Source organism: Streptomyces diversicolor (assembly GCF_057537855.1).
Window position 1 is genome coordinate 23,326 of the sequence record NZ_BAAJXA010000007.1, and the last position, 13,245, is coordinate 36,570.

At 72.8% G+C, this 13,245-nt stretch carries 13 protein-coding genes; 6 read left to right on the top strand and 7 right to left on the bottom strand.

Annotated elements, in window-relative coordinates:
* Positions 1 to 721: 721 nt before the first annotated feature.
* From AC27LF_RS09940 to AC27LF_RS09960, 5 genes are all read left to right on the top strand, one after another.
* Positions 722 to 907, top strand: coding sequence for a hypothetical protein (locus AC27LF_RS09940; RefSeq protein WP_470008856.1), 186 nt, complete (start codon positions 722 to 724; stop codon positions 905 to 907).
* A 133-nt stretch (positions 908 to 1,040) separates the two neighbouring features.
* Entirely contained in the window at positions 1,041 to 1,622 is a 582-nt protein-coding gene (locus tag AC27LF_RS09945) for a MauE/DoxX family redox-associated membrane protein (protein ID WP_479664313.1), read from the top strand.
* A gap of 51 nt (positions 1,623 to 1,673) precedes the next feature.
* Positions 1,674 to 2,228: a thioredoxin domain-containing protein gene (locus AC27LF_RS09950; RefSeq protein WP_479664314.1), complete on the top strand. Its 555-nt coding sequence runs from the start codon at positions 1,674 to 1,676 to the stop codon at positions 2,226 to 2,228.
* A 146-nt stretch (positions 2,229 to 2,374) separates the two neighbouring features.
* Positions 2,375 to 4,195 carry an ABC transporter ATP-binding protein gene (locus AC27LF_RS09955; RefSeq protein WP_479664352.1) on the top strand — a complete coding sequence of 607 codons (1,821 nt, stop codon included), beginning with the start codon at positions 2,375 to 2,377 and terminating at the stop codon, positions 4,193 to 4,195.
* Positions 4,196 to 4,249: 54 nt separating this feature from the next.
* The gene (locus AC27LF_RS09960) at positions 4,250 to 4,927 is read left to right on the top strand and encodes a S26 family signal peptidase (RefSeq protein WP_479664315.1); all 678 of its coding nucleotides are present in this window, start codon (positions 4,250 to 4,252) and stop codon (positions 4,925 to 4,927) included.
* Here the strand turns inward: AC27LF_RS09960 and AC27LF_RS09965 are convergent.
* The 4 genes from AC27LF_RS09965 to AC27LF_RS09980 form a co-directional block, all read right to left on the bottom strand.
* On the bottom strand, positions 4,897 to 5,985 hold the full coding sequence (locus tag AC27LF_RS09965) for a helix-turn-helix domain-containing protein (RefSeq protein ID WP_479664316.1): 1,089 nt from the start codon (positions 5,983 to 5,985) through the stop codon (positions 4,897 to 4,899). The two genes, AC27LF_RS09960 and AC27LF_RS09965, sit on opposite strands and share 31 nt — an antisense overlap.
* Before the next feature lie 134 nt (positions 5,986 to 6,119).
* Positions 6,120 to 7,139 carry a 4-hydroxy-2-oxovalerate aldolase gene (dmpG, locus tag AC27LF_RS09970; RefSeq protein ID WP_479664317.1) on the bottom strand — a complete coding sequence of 340 codons (1,020 nt, stop codon included), beginning with the start codon at positions 7,137 to 7,139 and terminating at the stop codon, positions 6,120 to 6,122.
* Complete coding sequence (locus AC27LF_RS09975) at positions 7,136 to 8,083, bottom strand: acetaldehyde dehydrogenase (acetylating) (RefSeq protein ID WP_479664318.1); 948 nt, start codon at positions 8,081 to 8,083, stop codon at positions 7,136 to 7,138. The genes dmpG and AC27LF_RS09975 overlap by 4 nt, the downstream gene beginning before the upstream one ends.
* Entirely contained in the window at positions 8,080 to 8,901 is an 822-nt protein-coding gene (locus AC27LF_RS09980; protein ID WP_479664319.1) for a 2-keto-4-pentenoate hydratase, read from the bottom strand. Before AC27LF_RS09980 ends, AC27LF_RS09975 begins: the two co-directional genes overlap by 4 nt.
* Positions 8,902 to 9,089: 188 nt before the next feature.
* On the opposite strand from AC27LF_RS09980, the gene AC27LF_RS09985 reads away from it, so the two are divergent.
* Entirely contained in the window at positions 9,090 to 9,812 is a 723-nt protein-coding gene (locus AC27LF_RS09985; protein WP_479664353.1) for an IclR family transcriptional regulator, read from the top strand.
* Positions 9,813 to 9,976: 164 nt separating this feature from the next.
* Here AC27LF_RS09985 and AC27LF_RS09990 read toward each other — a convergent pair whose 3' ends face one another.
* Genes AC27LF_RS09990 through AC27LF_RS10000 form a run of 3 tightly spaced genes read right to left on the bottom strand, consistent with a single transcriptional unit; the run spans position 9,977 to position 13,205 of the window.
* On the bottom strand, positions 9,977 to 11,305 hold the full coding sequence (locus AC27LF_RS09990; RefSeq protein ID WP_479664320.1) for an MmgE/PrpD family protein: 1,329 nt from the start codon (positions 11,303 to 11,305) through the stop codon (positions 9,977 to 9,979).
* Positions 11,302 to 12,351: an LLM class flavin-dependent oxidoreductase gene (locus AC27LF_RS09995; protein ID WP_479664321.1), complete on the bottom strand. Its 1,050-nt coding sequence runs from the start codon at positions 12,349 to 12,351 to the stop codon at positions 11,302 to 11,304. The genes AC27LF_RS09990 and AC27LF_RS09995 overlap by 4 nt, the downstream gene beginning before the upstream one ends.
* Positions 12,348 to 13,205, bottom strand: a complete 858-nt coding sequence (locus AC27LF_RS10000; protein ID WP_479664322.1) for an alpha/beta fold hydrolase — start codon at positions 13,203 to 13,205, stop codon at positions 12,348 to 12,350. The genes AC27LF_RS09995 and AC27LF_RS10000 overlap by 4 nt, the downstream gene beginning before the upstream one ends.
* Between the last annotated feature and the right edge of the window lie 40 nt (positions 13,206 to 13,245).

Here is a 13,245-nt window from a genome sequence, read left to right on the forward strand (position 1 = left end):
AGGCACGGCCCGTCGATACGCGGGCAGGCTGTCGGCCTGGAATGCCGCCGTAAAGTCTTGCGCGAAACCACCGGGAAGCTAGCGCTCTGGTTACTGACGGGTCAATGCGGCCGGGTCATTCCCTCATCCCATTCACGCCGATCCGGTCGGCTCCCAGCTCCGGGCTCAAAAGCCGAAAAAACGAGCAATCCGCCGTGAGTCGCGGTGCCCCCCGGGCCGCGCCGCGGGACGACTCCGCGCGACGGAACCGTCGTACCCAGTGGCCTCACTCACGCCGCACGCTGGGGAAACATGGCGAGCGGCGCGCTACGGAGCTGATGAACGGCATGTCCATGCCATGATGGCCGGATCGCTTCCAAGCCCGGTCCCATCGAGGCCCATAACCTCCTTCGGCCCCGCCGACGGATCTGATTCCTTTCTTTTCCTTTCATTGCCAGGGGTTTACCCGAATTCTTGAAGAGGCAATTACTGACCTCGGTTCAACATGGGTCGTTTTCAAAGGTCTATGTTTTTGAAACGGCGGATGGGACAAGGGCAGAGTGTCCCGGACTGTCCGGGACGCGTCCCGGACGGCGGGACGCTGGAGCAACCGGTCCTGGCCTCCCTAGGATCCTCAGACGTCGCCAGCCGAACACGGCGAGAACCAACGGCTGTTCGCCGCTCCCGTGGAGCGGTTCGCGCGACGTTTTCCCGACGCACTCATCCCACGAGGAGGAGAACCATGTCCAAGGTGCTGGAAACCATGGGCGGCAGGCTGCTCGGCCTGTTCGTGCCCAAGGTGGAGGCCGCCGCTTCCGCCCAGGCGTGCCAGTGCTTCAACGAATGCTGGCAGTGCGCGCGCAGCGCGTGCTGCGTCAACACCTACTGCGGCTCCATCAACTGCTGGCGCAGCTGTCCGGGTTGCTGATCCCGTGACGTGACGGGGAACCGGCCGGGGGCACCGGCGTTGGGCACCGGGCGGACCGCCGTGCCGTCGTCCACCGGTGTCCCCGGCTCCCGGTTCCCGGTTCGTTCCCGGTTCCCGCTCGCAGGAGGTCCCCGTGCAGTACCTCGAATTCGGCATCCGCTGCCTGATCGGCACGGTGTTCCTGGCCGCCGCGGCCGGCAAGGCGGCGCGGGGGCGTTCGTTCGCCGCGTTCACCTCGTCCCTCAGCGACCTGGGGCTGGTGCCGCTTTGGGCCGTCCGCCCGGTGGCGGTGGCCGTCGTCACGGGCGAGGGGCTGGTCTGCCTGCTGCTCGCCGCGCCGTGGGCGCGTCTGCCGGCGCTCGGTCTGGCCGGGGCGGCGGTCCTGCTGCTGGCCTTCGCGGTGGCCATCGCCTGTGCCGTGGCCCGGGGCACCCACGCGGTGTGCCGGTGCTTCGGGGGGACGTCCGCCAGCCCGCTCGGCGTGCGCCACATCGTACGCAACGTCCTGCTCGCCGGGCTTGCCCTGGCCGCGGCCGGAACCATGCTGCGCCAGGACCTCGGCCCCGCACGGCCGGCCGGGCTGCTCGTGGCGGCGCTCGCCGGGCTGCTCGTCGGCGGCTGCGTCGCCGCGCTCGACACCATCGCGGGTCTCTTCCGGCCCATGAACCCCGTACCTGCCTCCCGGTCCCGGCACCCCGTCCGCCCGGGACGGTGACCCGGGCCCCGCGCCATCCCCTGCCCCCCGCACAGAAAACGGAGACCCACCGTGCCCATCGTCATCGCCGCCCTTGTCCTCGTCGGGCTGCTGTGCCTCCTCGATCTGGTGCTCACCGTCGGCGTCGTCAAGCGGCTGCGGGAACACACCGAACTGCTCGCCACCCGGGGCGGCGGCCGGCTCTCCCTGGGAACCGGGGACGAGGTCGGGGAGTTCTCCGGAGCCACCGTGGACGGTGAGCGGGTACACGACGGCATGATCCACAGTGAGACCGTCGTCGCCTTCTTCTCCCCGACCTGCGGCCCGTGCAAGGAGAAGCTGCCGAAGTTCGCCGAGTACGCCAGGAGCGTGCCGCGCGGACGCGAACAGGTCCTCGCCGCGGTGATCGCCGACAGCCCGGAGGAGGCGGAGGCCGCGGCCCCGATGCTGACCGCGCTGCGCCCGGTGGCGCGCGTACTGACCGGCCGGGACGCCGACGCCGTCGCCGAGGCGTGCAAGGTGCAGGGTTTTCCCGTCGTCCTCAAGGTCAACCGGAGCACGGACGGCCGGCTCCTGGTCATGGCCGACCAGGTCGACGTGGACCGTCCCGCCGTCGCCGCCCGCTGACCGGCGTCGCCGTCCACCGCGCCATGACGCGCAAACACCCCGCCGTGACGCACCCACGACCCGCCTCCCAGGCCACCGCCCCCGAGCGCCCCGACGACCGACACACACACCGCCTGCGGCCGTCCCATGTCCTGGACGCGGTACGGATGGTGGCGCGGGCGGCACCCGGCACCCTCGCGCTGTACACGGGGCCCGCGCTGGCCATGGGGTTCTTCCCGGTGGCGGCCGCCTGGTCGCTGAAACTCGTCATCGACCGCCTCGCCGCCGGTGCCGCCGTGGGCGCCCTCCTGCTCCCCGTGGCCGTGTTGACCGCGACCGGGGTGGCGACCACGGCGCTGCCGCATCTGGCCCACTATCTGCGCACCGAGATGGACCGCCGGGTCGGGCTGTACGCCCAGGACCGGCTGTTCCTGGCCGTCGACCGGTTCCCCGGGCTCGCCCGCTTCGAGAACCCGGTCTTCCTGGACCGGCTGCGCCTCGCCCAGCAGACGGTGGTGGCCAAACCGGTCGCCGGACAGGCCGTCGAAGGAGCCCTGGGCGTCATCCGGTCCGTCCTCACCGTCGTCGGCTTCCTCGGCTCCCTGTTCGTGATCAGCCCGCCGGCGACGGCGCTCGTCCTGCTCGCCGCGCTGCCGGTGCTGGCGGCCGAACTCCTGTTGTCGCGCAGGCGTGCCGCCACCGTCTGGGAGATCGGGCCCGACGAGCGGCGCCAGTTCTTCTACATGGGCCTGCTCGCCAACGTCGAGGCGGCCAAGGAGATCCGCCTCTTCGGCACCGGCGCCTTTCTGCGCGGCCGGATGCTCGACGGGCGGCGGAGCGCGGACGCCGCCCGCCGGACGGTCGACCGGCAGGAGGTCCGGATGCGCGCCGGACTCGGCCTGCTGTCCGCGTCGGTGGCGGGCGCGGGGCTGCTGTGGACGGTCGCGGGCGCCCGGGGAGGCGCACTCACCCCGGGCGATGTGGCGGTCTTCCTGGCCGCCGTGGCCGGGGTCCAGACGGCCCTGACGGCGCTCGCGGGCGACGTCGCGACCACCCACCACGCGCTGCTGCTGTTCGGGCACTACCTGGCTGTGGTGCGCGCCGGGCCCGAACTCTCCGCGCCCGCCGACCCCCGCCCGCTGCCGGAGTTGCGGCGCGGCATCGAGCTGCGCGATGTGTGGTTCCGCTACGCGCCCGACCATCCCTGGGTGCTGCGCGGTGTCGACCTGTGGATCCCCGCTGGATCGTCACTCGCCCTCGTCGGCCTCAATGGCTCGGGCAAGTCCACGCTGGTCAAGCTGTTGTGCCGGTTCTACGACCCGGTCCGGGGCAGCATCCGGTGGGACGGCGTCGACCTGCGCGACGCCGACATCGCCGAGCTGCGCCGACGCATCAGCGCGGTGTTCCAGGACTACATGGACTACGACATGACGGCTGCCGAGAGCATCGCGCAGGGCGACCTCGACGCCCTCGGCGAACCGGAGCGCCTGCGCAGGGCGGCGCGGCGTGCCGGGATCCACGAGGTGGTGGCGGCGCTGCCGCACGGCTACGACACCCTGCTCTCCCGGATGTTCTTCGCCGAGGCGGACAAGCGGAACCCGGCCACCGGAGTCATGCTCTCCGGAGGGCAGAGCCAACGGCTCGCGCTGGCCCGGGCGTTCGTACGCGACCGCCGCGATCTGATGATCCTCGACGAGCCGTCCGCCGGGCTCGACGCGGCGGCCGAGCACGAGATCCACACCTCGCTCAGGACCCACAGGCAGGGGCTCACCAGCGTCCTCGTCTCGCACCGCCTGGGCGCCGTACGGGAGGCCGACATCATCGTCGTGCTCGACGCGGGACGGGTCGCCGAGCACGGCAGCCACGGCCAACTCCTGCGCGCGCAAGGGCGGTACGCGGGGCTGTACGCCCTCCAGGCCGCCGGTTACCGCCAGGAGGCGGCCCCGGACCCGGCCGCCACCCCCGACACCTCGCCGCACATCGCCTGAGCGGATCCCCGAGCGGTCCTCGTCCCGACGCACCCCGCAGAGGAGAACACCACGATGAGTCCCGGCAGCGGCCCCGACATCTCACCGGCCCAGGCGTCCTGGGCTGAGACCGCCCCCGACCGGGCCCGGGTCCGCGCCCGGCGCGCACGCCGCACCCGGACCGCTCTGCTCACGCTGGACGTGGCCCTCTGGGCGGGCACCGCCGCGCTCCTGTGGCCCCAACGCAGCCCCGGCTGGGGAGCCGGGTGCGGGGCCGCCGCCCTGCTCCTGACCGCCGGGCTCGCCCTCGCCCGGGCCGCGGAACGGCGGCTGGTGGCGGTCGGCGTCTCGGGCCGGAGCATGGAACCGGCCTACCACGACGGGGACAGCGTGCTGGTCCGCCGCGGCCGTACCCCCGGGCGCGGGGCGGCCGTGGTGGTGGAGCGTCCGCCGTACCGGGCGCCGTGGCCGGACCCGCCCCTGTCCAGGACCGCGCCCGCGCACCGGATCTACGCACGGCAGTGGTTCATCAAACGGGTCGCGGCCGTACCGGGCGATCCCGTGGCCCGGTACGGGCTGCCCGCGCTCGGGGACACCCCGGACCTGACCGTCCCCGAGGGCATGCTGATTCTGCTCGGGGACAACAGCGAGCAGAGCTACGACTCGCGCCACGTCGGCTACTTCCCGGCGGAACGCGTCCTGGGCGAGGTGGCGGGCCCGGATCAGCCCGCGCGCCGGATGAGGAACACCTGACGGCCCTTGCCCTCACAGCGCTGCATCACCGCCTCCGCACCGTGGACGGAGCTGGAGCCCGCGATGCCCACACAGCCGCGTCCCTCGACCCGGAGCACATAGCTGCCCCGCCTCAGCTCGCCCGACGGCTCGATGGTGAACAGGCTGCCGTCCGAGCAGACGTCCACCGGCTCCAGCAGTCCCGCGCCGTCTCCGTCGGCGAGCGCTTTCAGGCAGCCCCTGCCGTAGTCGGGGTGATACCACACGATGTGGTACCTCCCGTCGCCGGCCGCCTCCAGCAGGGTGCTCTGCGGCGCGGCCTCGGCACAGGGGCGCTGCACCGCGACGAGCGGTGTGTACCGCCAGTCGCGGACCCGGCCGTCGGTCAGACACAGCTCCGGGTCCTGCGCGATCCTGATCGTCACCCAGCCGCCGGGCGGTGTCGGCCGGCCCCCGGCCGGTGCGCCGGACGGCACACCGGCCGACGGGTCCGCGGCGCGGGACTGCCGCCACGGCACCTGATCCTGGCGGAAGGCCACGACGGCCCCGAGGGCGACCGTCAGCACAGCGGCGGCGACGGTCAGACCCCGCCGGTGCCGGCCGAGGCGCGCCCGCCGCCCGCCCGTCCCCGGTCCTGGCCCCGTCCGGGGACCGGGCTGCGGCACGGGAGGCGCGGCACCACCGCTCCCGCCGTCCGGCGCGCCCTGATCCCCCTGCGGCCGATTCCCGGCGCCCACCGTGCCGGACGACGGCGCCGACGCCTCCGCCGGCCCCCATGAAGCCTCCTTGGCCGGCGCGGGCAGTCGTGCGACCCGGTCCCTGGCCGCGCACCACCGCGCGGCCCGCTCCCCGTCCCCGCATGCCCGCACGAAGGCCACCAGCAGGTCCGGCCTGGGCGGTTGGTCACGGCTCAGCATGGTGGAGACGCTGCTGCGCGGGAGTACGTCCCCCACGGCGGCGGCCCGTTCGGCGAGCCGCCGGTACGACAGCCCGGAGCGGGCCTTGAGTTCCCGCAGCAACGCCATGAAGTGGCCTACATCCTGGACATCCTCAAGATCACCGGCCTTGTCACGTTCCATGGGCGGAATCGTCCCGGCGGTCACTGATCGCCCACAACGCCCATGTCCGCCATTTATTGACATCCACACAAGGGGGCGTCGACGCGTCGGCGTACCTGCTCGCCGTCCGGCCGGCCGTCTCGCGGGCCGGTGATTCAGCCCGTGGGGTTCGCCGACGCGAGGTCGAGGGCGATGTCGGTGATCATGTCTTCCTGGCCGCCGACCATGCCCCGGCGGCCGGCTTCCACGAGGATGGTGCGGGTGTCCAGGCCGTGGCGGCGCGCGGCGGCCTCGGCATGGCGCAGGAAGCTGGAGTACACGCCCGCGTAGCCGAGGGTCAGCGTCTCGCGGTCCACCCGCACCTCGCGGTCCTGGAGGGGACGCACGATGTCGTCGGCCGCGTCCATCAGCGGGAACAGGGCACAGCCGTGCTTCCACCCCATGAGATCGGCGACGGCGACGAACGCTTCGAGCGGGCAGTTGCCCGCCCCCGCTCCCTGGCCGGCGAGCGAGGCGTCCACGCGGGTGACGCCGTTCTCGACCGCCACCACCGAATTGGCCACGCCGAGACCGAGGTTGTGGTGGGCGTGGATGCCGAGTCGGGTGGCCGGGTCGAGGGCGTCGCGGTAGGCCCTCAGCCGGTCTCGGACACCGTCCATGGTGAGCCGCCCTCCGGAGTCGGTGACATACACGCAGTGGGCGCCGTAGGACTCCATCAGTGCGGCCTGACGGGCGAGTTCGGCGGGCTCGGCCATGTGGGACATCATCAGGAAGCCCGCGACGTCCATGCCCAGCTCGCGGGCGGCCGCGATGTGCTGCGCGGCGATGTCGGCCTCGGTGCAGTGGGTGGCGACGCGCACCGAGCGGATGCCGAGGGCGTGTGCCTGCCTGAGGTCGTGCACGGTGCCGATGCCGGGCAGCAGCAGGGTGGTGGGCACCGCGTTGCGTACGGCGTCGGTGACGGCTTCGATCCATTCCCAGTCGGTGTGGGCGCCGACGCCGTAGGTGATGCTGGAGCCGGACAGGCCGTCGCCGTGGGCGATCTCGATCGCTGCGACGCCGGCGGCGTCCAGGGCGGCGGCGATGGTGCGGGCCTGTTCCACGGTGTAGCGATGGCGGACGGCGTGCATGCCGTCCCGCAGGGTGACGTCCTGGACGTAGAGATCGGCAGTCATGCGGTCACCGCCTCGGTGGTGTGGTGGGCGGCCATGCGTTCGGCGGTGCGCAGGGCGGCCGAGGTCATGATGTCGAGGTTGCCCGCGTAGGCGGGCAGATAGTGTGCGGCGCCCTCCACTTCGAGGAACACCGAGACCTTGGCGGCGGCGCCGGACCGGGCGGCGGCCGGCAACAGGGAACGCAGCGGGTCGTCGGTGGCGACGGGGTCGAACTGGACCTTCTGCTTGAGCCGGTAGCCGGGGACATAGGTCTGGACGCGGGCGACCATGTCCTCGACCGACGCGGTCACCGCGGCGTCGTCGCAGTCGCCGACCAGGCAGTGCACGGTGTCCCGCATGATCAGCGGTGGTTCGGCCGGGTTGAGGACGATGATGGCCTTGCCGCGGGCCGCGCCACCGACCCGTTCGATGGCCGCGGACGTGGTCTCGGTGAACTCGTCGATGTTGGCCCGGGTGCCGGGGCCGGCCGAGCGCGAGGAGATCGAGGCGACGATCTCGCCGTAGTGGACGGGGGTGACCGCGGCGACGGCGGCGACCACGGGGATGGTGGCCTGGCCGCCGCAGGTGACCATGTTGACGTTGGGCGCGTCGAGGTGTGCGGTGCCGTTGACCGGTGGCACGACGTAGGGGCCGAGCGCGGCCGGAGTCAGGTCGACGACCGTGCGCCCGAGGGAGCGCAGCACCTCGTCGTGACGGCGGTGGGCGCCGGCGGAGGTGGCGTCGAAGACGTAGCGGACGTCGGCGAACTCGGCCATCCGCACCAGGCCGGCCACGCCCTCGTGGGTGGTGGCGACCTTCAGCCGGCGGGCCCGGGCCAGGCCGTCGGAGTCCGGGTCGATGCCGGCCATCGCGGCGATCTCCAGGGTGTCGGACAGCCGCAGAACCTTGATCATGAGATCGGTGCCGATATTGCCGGATCCGATGACGGCGACCTTGGTGGTCATGCTCGCCTTCCTTCCTCGGCGGAGGCCGCGAAGGCGACTCCGACCGTGCCGAGACCTTCGATGTGCGCGCTGAACTCGTCGCCCTCGGCGGCGACCGCCATGGGTCCGAGCGCGCCGGTGAGGACGATGTCGCCGGCCCGCAGCGGGTCGCCCAGCCGCGCGAGCGTGGCGGCGAGCCAGAGCGCGGCGGTGAGCGGGCTGCCCAGGCAGTCGGCGCCGGCGCCCCGCGAGACGGTCTCGCCGTTCCTGGCCAGGGTCATCCGTACGGCGCGCACATCGACCCGGTCCAGGGGCACGGGGGTGCCGCCGAGGACGAACAGACCGCTGGAGGCGTTGTCGGCCACGGTGTCGACGATGGTGATGTCCCAGTCGGCGATGCGGCTGTCGACGATCTCCAGGGCGGGCAGGGCGAACGCCGTGGACAGCAGCAGGTCGGCGACCGTCGGGTCGCGGTGCGGCAGATCGGCGCCGAGCACCAGGGCGACCTCGGCCTCGACCTTGGGCTGGAGCAGTCGGCCAGGTGTGACGCGCCTACCCTCGGGCACCGCCATGTCGGCGAAGAGGGCCCCGAAGTCGGGCTGTTCGACGCCCAGTTGGGCCTGTACGGCGGGCGAGGTCAGGCCGATCTTGCGGCCCACGAGGCGGCGGCCGGCCGCGACGGCCCGTTCGACGTACAGCCGCTGCACGGCGTAGGCGGCCTCGATGTCGCCTTCCGGGAGGAGCGAGCGCACCGGAGGGCAGGCCAGGCCGGTCCGGGCGGCCTCGTCCAGGGCCTCGGCCGCCTTGGTCACGGCGCCGGCCGCGTCATGGGCGCTCATGCCGCCTTCCTTCCCGGAACGGTTCGGCGGCGGTGCGGTACGGGCATGCTGGTTACCTCCGGGAGCGGTGTACGGGCGGGTGTGCGGTACCGGACGGCGGTGGTCGCGGTCGCGCACCCCACGTATAGAGGCAGGGCTTGCGGCGAGGCAAAATATGTTCCATGACACGGAACAGCGCACAGGGCAACATGCTCGACAAGGCGGCAGCGGTCCTTGACTGCTTCCGTCCGGAGGGCGGGTCGTTCCGTCTCACAGAACTCGCGGAGCGCGCGGGCCTGGCCAAGACCACCGTGCACCGTCTGTGCGCCGATCTGGTGCGCCTCGGTCTCCTCGAACGCGACGCGGACAGCTACCGGCTCGGCGGAGTCCTGTTCGAGCTGGGTTCGCTGGTGCCCCGTCGACGTGATCTGCGCGAGGCGGCCCTGCCGTTTCTGCAGGACCTGTTCGAGGCCACGCACGAAACGGTGCACCTCGGGGTCCGCGAGGGCCATGAGGTGGTGTACGTCGAGCGCATCCACGGCCATGAGGTTCTGCGGTTGCCGTCCCGTATCGGCGGGCGGCTGCCGCTGACCTGCACCGGCGTCGGAAAGGCACTTCTGGCGTTCTCCGGCGCCGAGTTGACCGAGGAGGTTCTTGCCGCACCGCTGCCCCGCCTCACCGCGCACTCGATCACCGATCCGGAGCGGCTGCGCACCGCCGTCGAGCAGGCCCAGGTCGCGGGCCTCGCCTACGAGGAGGAAGAAGCGGCCCCGGGTGTCAGCTGTATCGCGGCCCCCGTCTTCGACGGGCCCGTCGCGGTGGCCGCGCTGTCGGTGGCGGTGCCCCGGGGCCGGTTCAGGCCGGCGCAACTCGCCCCGGCCGTACGGACGGCGGCACTCGGTCTCTCCCGCGCGCTGCGCTCCGGCACATGACCGCACCGCCCGGCGGGCCGCACGGCCGGCCGGCTTCGCGCGGCGTTGCTCAAGGGCCTCGGCACCATCGACGCGCCCGCGTCGACGCCCGCACGGCGCGCGAAGCCGGCGGCCGTGTCCCGGGCCCGCTCGGCGGACCTCGGTCCGACGTGACATGCGGGGCGCTACCGCCCGACGAGCCGGCACAGTTCCCGCCGCAGGCCGCCGACATCCGTCACGGTCTCCAGCGTCAGACACCGGGTGATCCACCGCTGCCAGTCCGGGTCGTCGCGTCCGGCGCCGGTCTGACCGCGGAACTTGGCCGTGACCGGCTCGGCGGGCGCGGACCGGGCGGTGTCGCGTCCTGCGCCGGTGACCTTCTGCTCCGCCTGCCGTCCATCGGCGAGTTCGACGGTCACCCGGGCACCCCAGTGGTCCGGCAGCCCCGGGTCCAGGCCGGGGTCGTGCCCCAGGACCACCTCCGGCGTGTCCTCGGGTAGGGCGCCCCGGAAGAAGGCGACGTCTCCCGCGGCCGCGTGGAGCCAGGCCGCGACGGCGAAGGCCGCGCTGGCCGCGGCCTCCGTCGGCCCGGCGGGCGCACGGTCGGCCGTGACGAAACGCAGCAGTGCCGCGGGCAGGAGAACCCTCAGCCGACGAGCCGTATGTACGGGCACTCCCCCGTCCGCCAGGGCGTCCAGAGCCTCCAGCGCCGCGTGCAGGGGCCGGGCGCACGGGTACGCCTTGAACACACAGTCGTCCAGGTGCGGCGTCCGGCCGCCGGTGGGGGCCGTGGCGCTCGCCCCCAGCGCGGCGGCTCCCGGCGCGTCCAGCAAGGTGCGGCTGGCCCGGGCTCCGGCGCGCGCCAGGTAGGCGGCCTCCATGCCGTCGGCCGCCGCGCGTCCGGCGAGCAGGTAGTGGCCCGTGGCCAGTTCGTCCGTGCTGAGCAGCCCGCCGAGTCCGGCCGCCGCCATGCCCAGGGCCGCGAGTGTCTGCTCGTCGTCCAGCCGCAGCAGGTGCGCCACGGCCGCCGCCGCGCCCAGCGCGCCGAAAACGGATGTCGGCCACCAGGCCCTGCCGTACAGGTTCGGCCCGCCGAAGCGCAGCCCCGCCTCGACCACCACCTCGTAGCCGACGATCACCGCGTCGGTGACGGCACTGCCCGGCAGCCCCTCGCGGTCGGCGACGGCCAGGGCGGCCGGGACCACCACGGCCGACGGCACCACCGCGGCGGCGGGATGCAGGGCGTCGTACTCGTCCACGTGGGCCAGCACCGACTCCATGAGCACCGTGGTGCGCAGCGCATGCGTCCCGGGCAGGGCCGGTGTGCACAGCTCGCCGGTGTCGCCGGTCCGCGTCACCCAACGCGCCAGCTGTGTCGCCAGGGGGTGAGAAGATCCGGCCACCACACAGCCCAGTGTGTCCAGGACGTGCAGCGCCGCCGTCGACCGTGTGGCCGCCCCGGCCACGCGAAGGCCGCGTCGGCCGCGCTCGGCCAGTTCCTCCAGCACGGTCACCGGGTGTCCCCGCTCCGCAGGGCCGCAAGCACCGAGGAGCCGACGGTCTCGACCAGTTCGGTGGGCGGCTCGTAGGAGCCCACGTGTTGCAGGAAGACATGGGTGACTCCGTCGGCGTGCAGCGCCCTGAGCCGTTCGGTGATCTGCTGCGGCGTGCCGAACAGGCAGAACTCCTGTGCGAAGCGGAGGGCCGCCTCGTCGCTCACCCACTGCGAGCAGATCTTGACGGCGGCGGCCCAGTCCTCGGCGTGGACGAGGTCCGGGTAGACACCGTCCACCCGCGCGGGAACGTCCAGTTCTATCCCGGCGAGCGCGAGGAACGGGGCTCCGCCGTTCTGGGCGATCGACGCGCAGATCGGCTTGAGCTGCCGGGCCTCGGCCGCCACGTCGTCGGTCACCGCGCAGTACGCCGAGACGGTCAGCGGGATCGAGGCGGCGCTTCGGCCGGCGGCCTCGGCCCCTTCACGGACCCGGGCGGTGGCACTGGCCAGCGTCGTGCGCGAGACGCCGCTGAGGAGGATGACGCCGTCGGCGATCTCCCCGGCGAGCCGCAGGTTCCGGGGGCCGCTCGCGGCCAGATGGATCGGCACATGGGGGCCCGGGTCCCGAAGGCGGGACCGAACGCCGCCGAAGTCCCACTCGCGTCCCTCGAACAGTGCGCGCAGCATCGCGCATCCCTCGCGCAGCTGCGCCCCGGTGCTCTGGCGCATGCCGATGGGGCCGACCGAGCTGTTGCCCACGCCGAGACCGAGGGTGAACCTGCCCGGGGCGATCTCGGCCACGCTGCGTGCGGCCGAGGCGACGACGGCCGGGTGCCGGGTGACCAGGTTGGTGACGGCGCTGCCCAGGCCGATCCGTTCGGTGGACAGGGCGGCGGCGGTCAGCACCGTGAACACGTCCCGCCACAGCAACTGCGAGTCGGGGAACCACACCTGGTCGAAGCCGTGTCCCTCCGCCCGCCGTACGGTCTCGACCAGCCGGTCCACTCGGTCGCACGGCGGAACGCGGACGCCGACCCGAAGGCCGCTGTGCTCCGACGCGCTCACGCCTGCCCTCCGCGCAGGAACTGAAGGTGCAGGGCGTTGAACCGGTCGGCATGCTCGTGCTGGGGCCAGTGGCCGCACTCGGGGAAGATCTCCAGGGTCGAGCCGGGGATGCTCCGGTGCAGGGCGTGGGCCTCGGGGACGTCGCCGAAGGGGTTGTCCGCGCCCCAGACGATCAGGGTCGGGGCGCTGATCCGGGCCATCTGCTCGGGGCTGAGCAGGTCCTCCAGGCGGTTGTCCATCTCTTGCAGGCACAGCAGGTTCGGCAGCGCCTTGACGAACTCCGGCTGGTGGTAGATGGCATGCCGGACCGCGACCAGTTCGTCGCTGACGCTTTCGGCGGGGTCGTACATGAGCAGTTCGAGCCGCTTGCGGGTGAAGGCGATGTCGTCGCTCTCCACCGCCCTGCGGGTGCTGGTTTTGATGCGTTCCATCACTTCGGGGTTGGCGACGGTGCCTCCGGGTGCCACCAGGGTCAGACGGCCCACCCGGTCGGGGTGGTCGGCGGCCAGCCGGCCGGCCACCCAACCACCCAGGGACTCCCCCACGAAGTGGGCGCGGTCGATGCCGCAGGCGTCCAGGTAGGCGAGCACATGCTCGACGTAGCGGGGGATCCGGTAGGGATAGTCGGGGCCGGCGGTGTAGCCATGACCGATCATGTCGATCGCGTGGCAGGCGTATCCGGCCGCCGCATGGGCGGGAATGTTACGGACGAATGCCTCCAGGTGGCCGCTGGTGCCGTGCAGGAACACCACGGCCTCGCCCGCCCCGGCCCGCAGGGTCCGGGTGCGGATCCCTCCCGCGTTCACATGTCCGAGGCGGAAGTCGACGCCGGTCAGATCGGTCCAGATGCTCATGTGGGATGTCTCCAGTGACAGGGTCAGGCAGGGGTGGACA